Source organism: Saccharolobus solfataricus (genome assembly GCF_900079115.1).
GTDB classification, from domain to species: domain Archaea; phylum Thermoproteota; class Thermoprotei_A; order Sulfolobales; family Sulfolobaceae; genus Saccharolobus; species Saccharolobus solfataricus.
In genome coordinates this window covers 647369-662196 of the sequence record NZ_LT549890.1, presented here as the reverse complement: position 1 = coordinate 662196, position 14828 = coordinate 647369, and the positions used below count along the sequence as shown (strand labels likewise).

Genomic DNA, 14828 nt, shown 5'->3' with positions numbered 1-14828 from the left:
CTCTTGAACACCTTTAGGGAAATTAAAGAACTTTTTATTATGATGTTATAGAATATTGCCTTTCTAGAGTTAGAAACCATAACATATTAAAAAAGTAGCTGACAATACCTTAGTATTCTTTTCAAAATATATTAACGTTTCTCATGTACAAGACGGCAATAAAACTTATAATTGATAACTTAAATAACTCTAATTAGACCCGCCGTAGCTCAGCCCGGTTTAGAGCGCCCGGCTGTAGATAGGGGACAGTAACCGGGTGGTCCGGGGTTCAAGTCCCCGCGGCGGGACTTCTTTACCCAATAATTTTTAAATCCGGCTCAAGATGATTTTGATAGGTGAATTTTTTGGCAGAAACAGCGCATAAGGTGTTAGCAGAGTCATTAAACAACTTAGTATTAGTCAAACTAAAGGGAAATAAGGAAGTAAGAGGTATGTTAAGGAGCTATGATCAACATATGAATTTAGTCCTATCAGACTCAGAAGAGATACAAAGTGATGGTAGTGGTAAAAAATTAGGGACTATAGTAATAAGAGGAGATAATGTAATTTTAATTTCTCCTCTACAAACTTCTTAGTTAGGTGAGCTAAAGTGAAAGGTACACCGTCCTTTGGAAAGATGAACAAATCTCACACTCACATAAGATGCAGAAGATGTGGCCGGAACGCTTATAATGTAAGTAAGCACTACTGTGCAGCTTGTGGATTTGGAAGGACGAAGAAGATAAGGAGATATAGCTGGCAAAATAAGAAGGTTAATGGGGTCAGAATAAGATAATGTTTGGTTGGCATTGGCTCCTAGAATGGCAAACGCCATATGAGTTTCACGGTCACCTAATAGAAAAAGTATTAGCTGAAGAGAAGACTCCATATCAGCATGTTACATTAGTTGAATTCACTAGGTTTGGAAAAGGGCTTATCATAGATGGAAAAGTGCAATCAACACTATATGATGAGCATATTTATCATGAATTATTAGTTCATCCATTATTACTATCATTAACAAAACCTCCTAAGAGTGTGTTAATTTTAGGCGGTGGAGAAGGAGCAACGCTTAGAGAAGTTCTTAAGTATAAGTCTGTAGAAAAAGCAGTAATGGTTGATATAGACGAGAAGGTTATAGAGTTTGCTAAGAAGTATCTATATGAGTGGCATCAGGGAGCTTTTGAGGATAAGAGGACTAACCTAGTAATTACTGATGGTTTAAAGTTTATAAAAGAAACAAAGGAGAAATATGATGCAATAATTCTAGACCTAACAGATCCAATCAAGAATTCTACATCATATATGCTTTATACTAAGGAGTTCTATGAGAAATTAAGAGAAATATTGAATGAGAGAGGAGGCATAGTAACACAAGCCACATCTCCATCATTTTCTCTAGAAGTATATGTGACGATTTATAACACTATAAAGGAGGTATTTAAGGAAGCATCAGCTTCATACACCTATATGGCATCCTTTGATGGATTATGGGGATTCGTCTATGGAGGAGTAAGGCCAGACCTACTTTCGGAGGATGAAGTAGATTCCAAAATAAACGAACGTATTGATGGACAGCTAAGATTCTATGACGGCTATTCTCATAAGATTTCGTTTAGTTTGCCTAAGAATATAAAAAGTGAATTCCAGAAGATAACTAAAATATCCACAGAAAAAGATCCGATTTACGTTCCTGCTTAATTTTTTAAATTTTTATCGATATATATTTAATTGCCGGGGTGCCCGAGCGGTCAAGGGGGTAGGCTCGAGACCTTTCCAGCGTTACTGCGAGGGACCTACTGCCTCTCTGAGGCACACGGGTTCGAATCCCGTCCCCGGCGTATATCAATTCCTATAGAATTTTTAAAATGATAAGGTCACAATTATGCATGACATTTAAGGTAATAGTTCCTCTTTACCTCATTGTTATAATCCTATTTTTCCATTTAACAGATCTTATCGTATTTAGCAATGAGTTTTAGTCTAACCACCGCCTACTCTCTACTTTTTAAAATATTCTATTCTATAACACACAAAATAATAGTTGGCAACATCTAACGGATGATTTTTCAGCCTCTCCGAGAGTCCAATTGAAATTTGAAACTTGTAAATCTTAATTTATAATCTTTTCCTAATTTAGCCTTAGGTTTAATCTTCTTATTTGCAAGCAGTGTAGTAGCAAATTCAAAGTAAAAATTTCATGGGCCCGAGGGGATTTGAACCCCTGACCACTCGGTTATGAGCCGAGCGCTCTACCGAGCTAAGCTACGGGCCCACATATACAATAACCGAAAAACTGTTTTTAAGACTTGCGTTTAAACCTTTAGGTTCCTGATTTCCATTGTTCCAAGTACTCTTTTTGCTCCTCTGTTAACTCATCAATTTGAATGCCCATAGATTTCAACTTTATTCTAGCCACTTCATAATCCAACTCCATTGGCATATTGTATACTTTCTTCTCCAATTTTCCTCTATTCTTAACTAGGTATTCTACAGCTAAAGCTTGATTGGCAAAGCTCATATCCATTACTTCGCTAGGATGACCCTCTGCTGCAGCTAAATTCACTAACCTACCATCTGCTAACAAGTATACTCTCTTACCGTTAGGTAAAGTATATTCATCAACATAAGGTCTTATGTTTCTTACCTTAACCGCAGTCTCCTTTAACCCTTTTACGTCCACCTCTACGTTAAAGTGACCTGCATTAGATAATATTGCGCCATCTTTCATATTGAGCATGTGCTCTACTCTTATAGCCTTTGTATTTCCGGTAGCTGTTACGAATATGTCACCAACCTTTGAGGCCTCTGCAATAGGCATAACGTCAAAGCCGTCCATCACTGCTTCAAGAGCTCTTATTGGATCTACTTCAGTTACTATGACTCTAGCGCCCATTCCTCTTAATCTATTAGCTATGCCCCTGCCTACCCATCCATATCCAGCTACAACTGCAATTTTCCCTGCAATTAGAATGTTTGTAGCCCTAAGTATTCCATCTATGGCACTTTGTCCAGTTCCATATCTATTATCGAAAAGGTACTTGGTATACGCGTTGTTTACTGCGACGAGAGGATACTTAAGGACACCGTCCTTCTCCATTGCCTTAAGTCTAATAACACCAGTTGTGGTTTCTTCAGTTCCGCCATAAATATCAAGTTTAGAACTTACCTTTTCATGAATGTAAGCGTGTAAATCAGCACCATCATCCATTACAATATTTGGCTCGTGAATCTTTACAATACTTTCAATATTGGAATAATATTCTGTCTCATTTTCTCCTTTCCATGCGAATACTGAGATTCCTTCCTCTACTAAGGCTGCTGCTACATCATCTTGAGTTGAAAGGGGATTACTTCCAGCTAAAGCAACGTTAGCTCCACCTATTTTAAGTGTTTTAACTAGTGCTGCTGTTTCCTTGGTAACGTGAAGCACTGCTGATATGTTAATACCTTTTAGTGGTTTTTCAGCTTTAAATCTCTTCCTTATTTCCATCAATGTTGGCATGTGTCTTTCTGCCCATTCTATTTGCTTTTTTCCCTCACTTGCGAGAGAAAGGTCTTTTATTTTGTAGCTCATCGGAAGTTTTTTATCGAAAGAACATAAAAAGCTTAGGATTTTTATCTGTTTATCCAAGTATGCAAATTTTATCACTGCGGGGGGCGGGATTTGAACCCGCGAAGGCCTTCACCAGTAGGGCCTGAGCCTACCCCCTTCGACCTAGCTCGGGCACCCCCGCACTTAAATAAAGTAGAAGTTTTTGGTAATAAATTATTACCATTATAACTGCAGAAGGATTACATTTTTCTTTTAAACATGATTTTAATGGTTACATGGATGAATGCGTATATATATCAACTGTCTATTGTTATGAGAAAATATTTAAACATTGACCAGTTAAATTTCATATAGCTATAGGAACTGCGGCCAGAATATCTCTAAGTTCAATCTTAAGTACAATAGGCGGGATTATTGGAGCAATAGGTGCTTCATTAGACATAGCACAGCAACAGTGTGAGATGATTTCACTGAAAGAGTATTATAAATATAAAAGAGAGGGTAACAAAAAGATGTATGAGATTTACCCTGCCATAGCTGTTGCTGAAAGAATATTAGCTGTTGCCGTGTCAAACAGTTCAAGTGCTTATGAATTGAAAACTAAGATTTTTAGACAAGGCATTGTGATTAGGACTGAGGATACTGGAGAATATTATTACATTGGAGGAATATCACCAGTGTGGATAGGTGGTAGTAATATTGCAGTATATCAAGGTGGTGCGGCGTTTAGGGGTTTAGTAAAATTGCCTGCTAAGGCTAGGGATATTTTTATAAGTAATGGAGAAATTGGAATTATACCGTTAAAAAGGGTATCAGCACAGATCGAATGGTACAATCCAGCTAGGTTTAAATCTTGCCAAGGTCTACTTGGTGCAATTTGGGATTACATAACTACAGTAGGTGTTGCTTTAGTGGTTGCAATTGCAAGTTTAGCATCAGAAATAACGCTTTCTTCTCCAAGAAGTATAGATGATTTAGTCTATCCCGGTAGTAGTGGTAGTTATTATGTTTCAAAAACGCTCATAGGGAGTTCGTTAGGAGCAAAGAGTTCTGATGAACTTCGTACTATTTCTGATCAATATCCTTTCATCTATCTGGCTTTGGCCTCATTTAAGCAAGTAGCTAGTGGGTTAGGTTTATCAAATTATCTTGCAGTTACGGTTAATGGTCCAATTGATGTGGTCCTAAATAATTGTAATTAAATCATGCCTAGTGAGTATTGTACAAGAATTGTAGTAGGAACTGTATTTCAACCGTTTACTCTCGATTTCAAGTTTAATGATATTGATATCGGTGCTCCATTGTTCAGTAGACAATTCTGTGCGACCTATTGTTCAGAATTTGGATTAGTGGGACTAATCAAATCCTTCTCGACAAGAGCTATTAATGTGCCACTTGGTAATAATTTGCAATATCCAGTAGAATTCGTCTTTTTGGACGTTATTAAGCCTCCCACTGATTTAACTACAGCTGGTATCGCAAATTACACTAAGGAGCTGAACATAAGCAAGGGATTTGGCGTGATAATAGATGCCCTTAATAAGGAGAAAAAGGCTATTGCTGGGATTTCTGCAGTTTTTCCATTAGCCATTGCTGAGTTAGCTGTACTTGCCATTGATTAGTCTGAAGTGTCTTATGAAGAGGGTTATAGGCAAGCTGAGGAGAGGGCTAGGGAATTACAAAACGTGTATAATAAGGTTTTATCTACAATAAATGACTGCATTGAAGCTTATCCCGGTTTAACTAGGAATCAGAAGACAATGTATGAGCAAATGGTAAGGGATTATCTGAATGACGTTTTACCACTTGCAAATCCAGATTGGAGTCCCAACGAGTTAAAGGATTATTTACTACAAGAGGTCACGAATTACTTGTCAAATCATGGGATTTCGTGTTAATTTTTGTAGTATTAATTTACTCTTTTTCCAAAAATTGAACGAATAGAACTATCATGCGGGGGACGGGATTTGAACCCGTGCAGGCCTTCGCCAGCGGATCTCTTACTTGGGGGTCTTAAGTCCGCCCCCTTTGACCAGGCTCGGGCACCCCCGCAATCTATTATACTGAGTTCAGTTTTACCTTATATGTTTTTCCAACAAAAATCTTAATTATGTGGTATATAATGAGTATGAGGGAATATTATGGTTAAACATTCGAAGGGTTATCGGACTAGGTCAAGGAGTCTACTAAGAAAGAGTCCTAGAGAAAGGGGTGCAGTTCCATCTCTAAGCAAGCTAATGGTTGAATATAAGGAAGGTGATAATGTAGTGGTAAAGATAAATCCATCAGTACATCAAGGTATGCCTCATAGGCGTTATCAAGGTAAAGTAGGGAAGATTATTGGAAAAAGAGGTAGAGCATATTTAGTTTCGGTTACATTGGGTGATAAGGAAAAGGTGATAATTGTTAGGCCGGAACATTTAGTTCCTTTTAATTCAAGTGGGTGATTAGTATTTGTCATCTGTATATATAGTTGAGGAGCATTATATTCCTTATTCAGTAGCGAAAAAATTACTAACTGATGTAATTAGATCTGGAGGTTCGTCTAATTTATTGCAAAGGACTTATGATTATTTAAATAGTGTGGAGAAATGTGATGCGGAGTCTGCTCAGAAGGTTATTGAAGAATTAAGTAATATCGTAAGTAGAGAAGATGTTAGAGCTATTCTAGCTAGTATCTGTCCTACTACATCTGATGAGGTAAGGAGTATTTTAGTAATGGATACTAATAAGACATATACTTCTGAGGATATACAAAAAATAATTGATATAATTAGGAAATACATCAAGAGTTGAGTTTTTACTTTTAGAATCTATTACTACTTAGGGAAGTAGAATTGCAAAGAAAAAGGATAGTAAGAGAGCGAGTAGTTTATGTTTTAGATTATATGAGAGAGGGTAATCCATTAGATAAGCATAAGTTTCATAGGGATAAGCCTCTCATTCAAGCCGTAGGTGAAGATTATTTCTTGTTGCTTGAACTAACTCCCTTATCTTATAATTTAGATTTCCTTCCGGAGGATAAGATAGAGTTAGACTCAAATTCCAGCGTTAAAGTAGACGCTCATATTTCTTACGAAGACCTTACATCAGTATCTAGGGATAATTTACCTAAGATTTTATATAAAATTGTTTTCGAGAAAGAAAAAGTTTTCGTAGAGATTTTTAATAAAGCTGAGCCATTAACGTTAAGGCTTCATGCATTAGAGTTACTGCCAAATATTGGTAAAAAGACTTTAAGGATAATTTTGGAGGAGAGAAAGAAAAAACCCTTTGAGAGTTTTAAAGATATAGAATCCCGAATAGGTGTTAAGGATGTAGCTTCAATACTAGTAGAGAGGATAATAAAGGAGATGCAAGGTGGAGAGAAATACTATCTGTTTGTATACCCTCTTATACCAGATGAAAATAAAAGATTGGAGCAGCAATTCATTTATGTGGGCTATATTGAAAAGCTAAAGTAAGGCTTTCACAAGTTTTTCTTATTGATGAGAATTTTATACGGAAGTTTATTTCATATGTGGATAATGGGATTAGGCCCATTTTAGAGATTGGCTGTGGAAAGGGAAATATTACAAGGTTTTTAGAACCGGATATTTGTATCGAATTGGATGATAAAATGATAGAGTATTTGAAAAACTTCAATCTTGTAATAGCTGATGCAAGATATTTACCAGTATTAAGGGGACAATTAGTTTCTTCTCTACCTTATCAGATAACTTCAGATTTTTTCAAAGAAGTGATTAAACTTAATAATATACGTAAACTTACATTAATTTTGCAAAAAGATTTTGTAGATAAGATTTTTAACGATTCTACCTATATTTCTTTTTTGCTTAACTACATTTATAATATACAAATCAAAGACATAATTCCGCCAAGTTGTTTCAGTCCTCGTCCGAAAGTCTATTCGATTATTACAATTTTTAATAGGATAAGAGAATATGATAAGGAGGTTGATAGCATACTTTCGTGTATTAGTAGATATAGGAATAAAACCCTAAGAAAGGCCTCCAAGTTGTGTGGTTTTAGTTCTAATAACGACTTAAAGGTGAGGGAATTTAAACCTTGGCAAGTGTTAGAATTATTGAATTCCGTGGGATAAGATTATGTTTAAATGATCAGACATACGAACCTTCTGACGATACTGATATTCTCCTTAGCTTACTCAGAGTAGGTAAAGGAGATAAGGTCTTAGATATGGGATCTGGTTCTGGGATTTTAGGAATATGGTCTCTAATGATGGGAGGAAAGGTAGTGTTTGTTGATATAAATCCATATGCAACATTATCTACATTATGCTCCTTAAAAGTTAATAATTTATATAATACTCCAAACTATTACGGTGTTCTTAATTGCGATTTGTTGTCTTGTCTCAGAAAATATGATTTCGATGTAGCTATTTTTAATCCTCCCTATTTACCAGTGGAGGAATATAATGAGTGGATAGAGTATAGCTGGTCTGGTGGAAATGATGGAAGTAAAGTTCTTATTGATTTTTTGAAAACTGTAAAAGCTAATAGAATTTATACTCTGTATTCTTCTTTAAGTGATGAAGAGAAGATAGTATATGCTATTAATAAGTGGAGATTCAAAATTTCACAGAAGTACGAGAAGGTTATCGGTTATGAGAGACTTATAGGATTAGAGTTGGTGAAGGAGTATGATAAGGGTAGTATTAGTGGAGCCTGAGGGTGAATACAATATTGGTTTTGTTGCTAGATTATGTAAAAATTTTTTGGTTGATGAACTTTATATAGTTAATCCAAGGGCTAACATTTCCGAAGCTTTTAGGTTTTCCGCTGGCGGGAGAGAGATCTTAGAGAAAGCTAAAATTGTGAATACTTTTGATAAAGCTATAAATGATGTTGATATTAAGATAGCTACTTCTAGTATAGCAGATAATAATGGAGATATTTTAAGGAAGTCCATAAGACCTTGGGAAATATTGCCTTTAATTCAAGGTAAGAAGATCGCATTAATTTTCGGTAGAGAGAGCGTTGGTTTAACTAGGGAAGAAATATTCAAATGCGATTTTCTTCTTTATATTCCAGCTAATCCTAGTTATCCGGTTCTTAATCTTTCACATGCTGTCGGCATAGTATTATATGAAATTTGGAAAAATAGAGAATTATTGACCAATCCTCAGACTTCTACAATTTCAGATCAATCCATAAAATTAATAGATAAATATACTGAAATCCTTTATAAATTGCTTAAAAGGTCTGATGATGATTATAAGATGTATATAGCACTAAAGCGCGCAATAATAAAGGGAGTAAAGGACGAGGAAGAGGCTAGGGTCATCGTGCACTTTTTGAGAAAACTTTATACCAGAATAATCCACAATGAAAAGGAGATGAATAATGTCAGCTAAAGGAGGAGCAATTAAGGATAAGTGGAAAATGAAGAAATGGTACAGCGTAATAACGCCTAAAGCCTTTGGAGAGGTTTCGCTAGGCTCTACCCCAGCCTACGACATAACTCAAACTATAGGAAGAAGAGTTGAGACGACTCTATACGATCTCACTGGTGATTTCAGCCAAGTTTATGTCCACTTATATTTTAAAATTATAGGTAATGAAGGGGATAGATTAATTACAAGATTTGTAGGGCATGAACTCTCAAGGGATTACTTAAGATCTTTAATTAGGAGAAAAAGTTCTAAAATAAATAGTATATTCGATGTTACTACTAAGGATGGTTATGTGGTAAGGGTTAAGGGATTAGTTCTGACTACGTATAAATGCCATCAATCCCAAAAAACAGCGATTAGAAAAATAATTAATGAGACCGTATCTAAAAAAGCCAGTGAACTTTCTTTCGATGATTTTACGCAAGAGGTAGTATTTGGGAGATTAGCTAACGAAATATTTGAAGCAGCAAAGAAGATATATCCACTAAGGAAGGCTGAGATAGAAAAAACTAAAGTGCTTAAAGTACCAGAAAATTTAGGTAAACAAGTTGAAAGCAGTAGTGTTAGCAGCGGGTAAAGGAGAGAGATTAGAACCAATAACCCATACAAGACCTAAACCTTTTGTTCCTGTTCTTGAAACTCCCTTAATTTTAAGGCATATTCGGATATTAAAGAAATATATAAATAAGATTATAATTGTAATAAACTCTAACCATAAGGATTATTTCAAAACTATTGAAGGAGTTAGTCTAGTTGAACAGACTGAAGGAAAAGGTACCGCTGCAGCTTTACGAGCAGCCGAGAAATATCTTGAGGGAGATGAAGAATTTTTAGTAATTTACGGAGACCTTCTTTTTGAAGAAGATGCATTGGATAAAATAGTAAATACTGAGGGGGAGGCAATTCTAGCTAGAGAGTCTGAAGATCCTAGAAAATTTGGAGTTATAGTGAAAGACTCAGAAAATAGATTAGTGAGAATAGTCGAAAAGCCTGAGAATCCTCCGTCAAATATAATTAACGCAGGTATCTATAAGTTTACCTATGATATTTTCTCATATATTGATAAAATAAGTTTATCAAGTAGAGGTGAATTTGAGCTTACAGATGCTGTAAATCTTATCGGAAATAAGGTTAAGGTAGTTACGTACAATGGAATATGGTTAGATATAGGAAGGCCTTGGGATTTAATAGAAGCTAATAAGGTACTTTTAGATAAGGAGAAGGATCGAAATCTAGGTGTAATCGAAGAAAATGTTAAAATCAAAGGTAAAGTAGTTATTGAAGATGGGGTTATAATAAAATCTGGTACCTATATAGAGGGTCCCGTTTATATAGGTAAAAATTCTGTTATCGGACCTAATGCGTATATAAGGCCATATAGTGTGATAGGAAGTAACGTTAAGGTTGGTGCGTTTAACGAGATAAAGGAAAGCGTGATAATGGAAAACGCAAAGATTCCGCATTTAAGTTATGTCGGAGACAGTGTAATCTGTGAGGGTGTAAATTTTGGAGCTGGAACTATAACCGCGAATTTGCGGTTTGATGAAGAGGAAGTTAAGGTTAATATAAAAAACGAAAGGGTAAGCAGTGGTAGAAAGAAATTAGGTGCAATAGTAGGTGCCCATGTAAGAACTGGGATTAATGTATCAATATTGCCTGGGGTAAAGATTGGTGCATATGCTTGGATTTATCCAGGAGCTGTTGTTGATAGAGATGTTGAGAAAGGAGAGAAATATGTTCCATATTACCTAAGAAGGTCTAGCGGTACTTGAAACAATCTTTATTACATCATTATTCTGTAGTTGATAATTCTCTCCCACTCTCATTTTTCTTTTCACATCAATAGCGTATAAGAAACCTTTAGCTAGTTCCGTATGTATGGCATTAGCTAAATCTTTTGGAGTAGACCCTTTCTTTAAGAGTATTGCGTCTGGCAAAACATTTCCATTTTTGTCAGTTAGTTTTCTCTCATCTTCAACTGGATATGTTACAATCATGTTTAACGCATCAAAGATTGCTGTATTTATTGCTTGCTGAACTCCAGTGCTTCCATATACTTGTAGTACACTAGTTCTAATATATTCTAGAGCGCTCTTTTGTTTCTCGTTTAATGGTTTAAGTATGGTAAAATCACTATCTCCGGGAATGTAAGATATTATTCCAGCTTTTGCGGCTTTCCGTAGAGCCATTTCTGATGCTGCACTAGTTGGAATAGCCCACTTGTATTTCTCTTTTAATCTCCTAATGTTATTTCTAGCTTGCGGTAGATCGCTCTTGTTCGCAGCAATTATCATAGGTTTACTTACTGATCGTAAAGTTTTAGCAAATACTCTTAGATCTTGTTCCGTCCACTGCATTAATTTTAGGTTTTCCAATTTTGTAACTTTTAAAGTCTCAATAATGTGTGATCTATTTACAGATACTCCGGATAGTTTGCTTAATAACGCGTCTACTAGATCTTTTCCAGATAAATCTGATGTTCTGGCAAATTTAGCCCAATCTTTATTAATAATTGAATAAAACCATTCATCTAGCTCACTTTCTATAAATTTTATATCCTCTTCAGGGTCTCTAGATCCGGGCTCTACTGGGACGCCCTCTTCATTTGTGGACCCACTTGCGTCGATTACGTGTATTAGTGCATCAGCTTGACGTAAATCATCCAAGAATTTATTTCCTAATCCTCTTCCTTCATGAGCGCCAGGTATTAATCCAGCTACATCTACTAGTTTTACTGGTATGAATCTGTAATCTTCAATACATATAGAATTTTTTGGATTACACTTCACATTGAATTCAGTATGAGCGCATTTTACTTTTACATATCCTATGCCTTCATTTGGATTTATAGTTACAAATGGTCTATTAGCTATTTCCACATCTTTTAGCGTTGCTGCTGCAAAAAACGTACTTTTACCCACATTGGTCTTTCCTATAATTCCAATGGTAATCATATGTTCTGATTTAGTGGACACATTTATTAATTAGATGCTTAGCATAGTATTTTGAGAATAGATGGCATTATCAATGTATCACTATATAGAGAATACATGGAATTCAGAAGAGTGGAAAAAAAGTGTATTAAGGCAAAGACTTATCAAATGGAGAAAAGAACCTTCGATAGTTAGGTTAGCTAAACCAACTAGGCTAAATAGGGCTAGAAGTTTAGGCTATAAGGCTAAGCAAGGGTTTGTTATAGTTAGAGTTAGAGTTAGAAGAGGAGGTCTAAATAAGCCTAGACCAAATAAGGGTAGAAGGCCAAAAAGAATGGGTGTTTATGGTTATAGTCCAGCTAAAGGATATAGATGGATAGCTGAGGAAAGGGCTGCAAGGAAATATCCCAATTTAGAGGTACTTGGTAGTTATTATGTTGGAGAGGATGGTCTCTATAAGTATTATGAGATCGTCATGGTGGATCCTTCTCACCCGGTAATAAAGAGTGATCCTAAGCATAAGTGGCTTCAAGATCCTAGCAATAGAAATAGAGTATTTAGAGGTCTAACGTCTGCAGGTAAGAAGGTCAGGGGATTGAGGAAATCTAGAGGACTTAAGGGTACCGTAAGATATAAGTGGAATAGAAAACAGAAGGAAAGAGAAGAAAAGAAAAGACATGAGGCAAGTAAGTATTATAAATTACAAGAGTATGATAAAATACCAGGAAAGTAAGTATGAAAATAAATCAAGCAATAATTTCAGTTTTTATTCATGAGACTGAGGATTACAATAAAATAGTAAATACTATAGAGAGTTTTTTCTCTCCTCTTATCTCTAACTCAAAGAAAAATGTTACAACTGCTCAAGGTCATTACGGTAATAAAATAATTATATTGGAATACAGATTTGATAGGAAGAGTGGGGAGCAATTTTTTAAAATAATATTGGAGAAAATTGAAACATCAGAACTAATGCTTATTCTTACAACTATAGATTCTCATATAGATGGAAGTAAGTTATATTTGAGATTCGATAAACAATATTTAATTGCTGAGCATAGACTTGTTCTTAAAGAGGGCGATGATGTCATTAAATGTATAATTTCGTTTAATACTTCCTTGGAGAATATAAAGGAGGAGATAAAGAAACTTGTTAATAGTCGAATCATGCATTCTAAACTCTAAGCTGTTTCCTTATGCAAAAAGGCTAGGTTATAATACGATTTTTAGTGAAGATGGTTTAGTTGGTATAAAAAGAGTTACTATAAAAGTAGAAAATGGAAATCAACTGAAAAAGGCGTTTAAGAAGCAATTTGTTAGTAAGGAAGTTTTGGTTTTTGTAAAACCCCTTTCAATAGATGCCTTAAAGTACGCTGTTATCAATAAGAGGGTTAATGCTGTGGTATTAGATGATGATAATATTAGAATATTTAAGAAAAGCATGCTAAATCTGTTAAGATCTTATGGCAAATTTGTTGAGATTTCCCTTAAATCTTCTAGCGGGTTATTATATAACGCTATACTGTTTGCATATAAATGGATACCTAATATTATTTTCTCCTCGTATGCAAGCTCTTTTGATGAAATCTGGAGTCCAATCTCCAAAATAAGTTATTTGACTGTACTGGGAGCTGATGAAGAGGAAGCTTATAAGTTTGTTATAATAAATCCCATAAAGTTGTTGAATGAACTCAATTCAATTAATAATTGACATTATATTAATATTATGGATTCTTATATTAACTGTATTATATTTTAAAAGAAGACAATTAAATGTTGATATTGTAAAAAATAAGAAAATAATAAGAGCTAAAAGGTATATAGTATTTTATGTAATCTCTGAATATAAAGTAAAAGGCGATGATTTAGAGAGAGTTATTCGCAACTCCTTGAAGGACTTATTAGGTAGTGTGTGGCTTAACATTGCAAACCCCAAAGTTGTTACCTATCGAGAAGATACTCAAGAAGGAATTATATCCACTAATAGGGTAGGTTACAAGGCAGTTTTAGCTAGTTTACCCTTTGCTAAGGAAATTAATAATAATAAAATTCTAATAGTTCCTAGAAGGACAACCGGTAGCTTAAAAAAGGCGAAAAAACTAATCGGATTAAAGTGATGAAGCCGCTCCGGACTGTATCGATGATGTTCTCTGCGACGAGCTGAACGATATTTTTAAAATTAGGGATTACTCAGTATTTCATGAGTGAATAGTATATGGCGTTCGGACCAGCCGCTATGGGATATGATAGGGCAATAACCATATTCTCGCCCGACGGATCACTATATCAAGTAGACTATGCATTTGAAGCTGTAAAAAAGGGATGGACAGCAATTGGTATTAAATCAAAGTCTAGTGTTGTTATTGCAAGTGAGAAAAGGAAAGCTCAATCTTTACTAGATGTAGATAGCATAGAGAAAGTATTTTTAATCGACGATCACGTAGGGTGCAGTTTTGCTGGATTAGCTTCTGATGGAAGAGTTTTAATAGACTATGCAAGGAATATAGCATTACAACACAGGTTAATATATGATGAACCAGTTAGCATTGATTATCTAACCAAATCAGTTGCTGATGTTAAGCAAATGTATACACAACATGGAGGAGTTAGACCATTTGGCGTTGCCCTAGTAATTGCGGGAATAGATAAATCAGTTCCTAAATTATTTATGACTGAACCTAGTGGGCAATATATGCCATATCAAGCTGTTGCAATAGGGCAGGGTTACTATACAGCTACTGAGTTTTTAGAGAAGAATTATAAGGAGGATTTGAATGTGGAAGAGACTATATTGCTTGCTTTAAAGGCCTTATCGGCTACTCTAAAGCCTAATGAAAAGTTAACTCCAAATACTGTGGAAATAGGATATGCCTCAACCCAGACTGGGTTATTTCTGAAAATGACTAATGAAGATAAGAATATGTATTTACAGAAGTTATAATAA

The 14828-nt window shown here is 35.2% G+C and carries 21 protein-coding genes and 5 tRNA genes; 21 read left to right on the top strand and 5 right to left on the bottom strand.

The window, feature by feature from the left end; translation table 11 throughout:
* Positions 1-198 precede the first annotated feature (198 nt).
* From SSOP1_RS03925 to SSOP1_RS03910, 5 genes are all read left to right on the top strand, one after another.
* Positions 199-287, top strand: a tRNA-Tyr gene (locus SSOP1_RS03925).
* 57 nt (positions 288-344) lie between these two features.
* A complete protein-coding gene (locus SSOP1_RS03920; RefSeq protein ID WP_009991338.1) occupies positions 345-575 on the top strand; it encodes an LSM domain-containing protein in 231 nt (76 codons plus the stop codon).
* Between the two features lie 14 nt (positions 576-589).
* The gene (locus SSOP1_RS16170; protein ID WP_009991337.1) at positions 590-775 is read left to right on the top strand and encodes a 50S ribosomal protein L37e; all 186 of its coding nucleotides are present in this window, start codon (positions 590-592) and stop codon (positions 773-775) included.
* Complete coding sequence (gene speE, locus SSOP1_RS03915; protein ID WP_009991336.1) at positions 775-1680, top strand: polyamine aminopropyltransferase; 906 nt, start codon at positions 775-777, stop codon at positions 1678-1680. The genes SSOP1_RS16170 and speE overlap by 1 nt, the downstream gene beginning before the upstream one ends.
* 32 nt (positions 1681-1712) lie before the next feature.
* Positions 1713-1820: transfer RNA gene (locus tag SSOP1_RS03910), tRNA-Ser, on the top strand.
* A 360-nt stretch (positions 1821-2180) separates the two neighbouring features.
* Here SSOP1_RS03910 and SSOP1_RS03905 read toward each other — a convergent pair.
* The 3 genes from SSOP1_RS03905 to SSOP1_RS03895 all read right to left on the bottom strand — a co-directional run bounded on the left by SSOP1_RS03905 (position 2181) and on the right by SSOP1_RS03895 (position 3716).
* Positions 2181-2254: transfer RNA gene (locus SSOP1_RS03905), tRNA-Ile, on the bottom strand.
* A gap of 48 nt (positions 2255-2302) precedes the next feature.
* Positions 2303-3556: an adenosylhomocysteinase gene (ahcY, locus tag SSOP1_RS03900; protein WP_009991332.1), complete on the bottom strand. Its 1254-nt coding sequence runs from the start codon at positions 3554-3556 to the stop codon at positions 2303-2305.
* A 75-nt stretch (positions 3557-3631) separates the two neighbouring features.
* Positions 3632-3716 (bottom strand) — tRNA-Leu (locus SSOP1_RS03895).
* 331 nt (positions 3717-4047) lie between these two features.
* On the opposite strand from SSOP1_RS03895, the gene SSOP1_RS17520 reads away from it, so the two are divergent.
* The 3 genes from SSOP1_RS17520 to SSOP1_RS17280 are packed head-to-tail and all read left to right on the top strand — an operon-like array spanning position 4048 to position 5433.
* The gene (locus SSOP1_RS17520) at positions 4048-4737 is read left to right on the top strand and encodes a hypothetical protein (RefSeq protein WP_231918201.1); all 690 of its coding nucleotides are present in this window, start codon (positions 4048-4050) and stop codon (positions 4735-4737) included.
* Positions 4738-4740: 3 nt separating this feature from the next.
* Positions 4741-5157 carry a hypothetical protein gene (locus SSOP1_RS17515; RefSeq protein ID WP_010923059.1) on the top strand — a complete coding sequence of 139 codons (417 nt, stop codon included), beginning with the start codon at positions 4741-4743 and terminating at the stop codon, positions 5155-5157.
* Positions 5158-5163: 6 nt separating this feature from the next.
* The gene (locus SSOP1_RS17280; RefSeq protein ID WP_162009864.1) at positions 5164-5433 is read left to right on the top strand and encodes a hypothetical protein; all 270 of its coding nucleotides are present in this window, start codon (positions 5164-5166) and stop codon (positions 5431-5433) included.
* A 54-nt stretch (positions 5434-5487) separates the two neighbouring features.
* On the opposite strand, the gene SSOP1_RS03885 is transcribed toward SSOP1_RS17280, so the two are convergent.
* A tRNA-Leu gene (locus SSOP1_RS03885) sits at positions 5488-5587 on the bottom strand.
* An 89-nt stretch (positions 5588-5676) separates the two neighbouring features.
* Here SSOP1_RS03885 and SSOP1_RS03880 point away from each other — a divergent pair.
* The 8 genes from SSOP1_RS03880 to spn are packed head-to-tail and all read left to right on the top strand — an operon-like array spanning position 5677 to position 10723.
* Complete coding sequence (locus SSOP1_RS03880) at positions 5677-5982, top strand: 50S ribosomal protein L21e (RefSeq protein ID WP_009991331.1); 306 nt, start codon at positions 5677-5679, stop codon at positions 5980-5982.
* Positions 5983-5989: 7 nt separating this feature from the next.
* Complete coding sequence (locus SSOP1_RS03875) at positions 5990-6331, top strand: DNA-directed RNA polymerase subunit F (RefSeq protein WP_009991330.1); 342 nt, start codon at positions 5990-5992, stop codon at positions 6329-6331.
* A 41-nt stretch (positions 6332-6372) separates the two neighbouring features.
* Positions 6373-6999: a DUF655 domain-containing protein gene (locus SSOP1_RS03870; protein WP_009991328.1), complete on the top strand. Its 627-nt coding sequence runs from the start codon at positions 6373-6375 to the stop codon at positions 6997-6999.
* Between the two features lie 56 nt (positions 7000-7055).
* Positions 7056-7640 (top strand): 16S ribosomal RNA methyltransferase A, encoded by a 585-nt coding sequence (locus SSOP1_RS03865; protein WP_009991326.1) that lies wholly within the window; start codon positions 7056-7058, stop codon positions 7638-7640.
* Complete coding sequence (locus tag SSOP1_RS03860) at positions 7604-8227, top strand: HemK2/MTQ2 family protein methyltransferase (RefSeq protein WP_009991325.1); 624 nt, start codon at positions 7604-7606, stop codon at positions 8225-8227. Before SSOP1_RS03865 ends, SSOP1_RS03860 begins: the two co-directional genes overlap by 37 nt.
* Positions 8199-8912 carry a tRNA (cytidine-2'-O-)-methyltransferase TrmJ gene (trmJ, locus tag SSOP1_RS03855; RefSeq protein ID WP_009991324.1) on the top strand — a complete coding sequence of 238 codons (714 nt, stop codon included), beginning with the start codon at positions 8199-8201 and terminating at the stop codon, positions 8910-8912. The genes SSOP1_RS03860 and trmJ overlap by 29 nt, the downstream gene beginning before the upstream one ends.
* Positions 8902-9528: a 30S ribosomal protein S3ae gene (locus tag SSOP1_RS03850; protein WP_009991323.1), complete on the top strand. Its 627-nt coding sequence runs from the start codon at positions 8902-8904 to the stop codon at positions 9526-9528. Before trmJ ends, SSOP1_RS03850 begins: the two co-directional genes overlap by 11 nt.
* Positions 9500-10723: a bifunctional sugar-1-phosphate nucleotidylyltransferase/acetyltransferase gene (gene spn / locus SSOP1_RS03845; protein WP_009991321.1), complete on the top strand. Its 1224-nt coding sequence runs from the start codon at positions 9500-9502 to the stop codon at positions 10721-10723. The genes SSOP1_RS03850 and spn overlap by 29 nt, the downstream gene beginning before the upstream one ends.
* Here the strand turns inward: spn and SSOP1_RS03840 are convergent.
* On the bottom strand, positions 10700-11905 hold the full coding sequence (locus tag SSOP1_RS03840; protein ID WP_009991319.1) for a redox-regulated ATPase YchF: 1206 nt from the start codon (positions 11903-11905) through the stop codon (positions 10700-10702). The genes spn and SSOP1_RS03840 overlap by 24 nt on opposite strands.
* A gap of 61 nt (positions 11906-11966) precedes the next feature.
* On the opposite strand from SSOP1_RS03840, the gene SSOP1_RS03835 reads away from it, so the two are divergent.
* The 5 genes from SSOP1_RS03835 (at position 11967) to psmA (ending at position 14825) form a co-directional block, all read left to right on the top strand.
* Positions 11967-12617, top strand: a complete 651-nt coding sequence (locus SSOP1_RS03835; protein ID WP_009991318.1) for a 50S ribosomal protein L15e — start codon at positions 11967-11969, stop codon at positions 12615-12617.
* Positions 12618-12619: 2 nt separating this feature from the next.
* A complete protein-coding gene (locus tag SSOP1_RS03830; RefSeq protein ID WP_009991316.1) occupies positions 12620-13069 on the top strand; it encodes an RNA-binding protein in 450 nt (149 codons plus the stop codon).
* Complete coding sequence (locus SSOP1_RS03825) at positions 13035-13595, top strand: RNase P subunit p30 family protein (RefSeq protein WP_009991314.1); 561 nt, start codon at positions 13035-13037, stop codon at positions 13593-13595. The genes SSOP1_RS03830 and SSOP1_RS03825 overlap by 35 nt, the downstream gene beginning before the upstream one ends.
* Positions 13570-14001: an Rpp14/Pop5 family protein gene (locus SSOP1_RS03820; protein ID WP_009991313.1), complete on the top strand. Its 432-nt coding sequence runs from the start codon at positions 13570-13572 to the stop codon at positions 13999-14001. The genes SSOP1_RS03825 and SSOP1_RS03820 overlap by 26 nt, the downstream gene beginning before the upstream one ends.
* 98 nt (positions 14002-14099) lie before the next feature.
* On the top strand, positions 14100-14825 hold the full coding sequence (gene psmA, locus SSOP1_RS03815) for an archaeal proteasome endopeptidase complex subunit alpha (RefSeq protein WP_009991312.1): 726 nt from the start codon (positions 14100-14102) through the stop codon (positions 14823-14825).
* Positions 14826-14828: the final 3 nt, after the last annotated feature.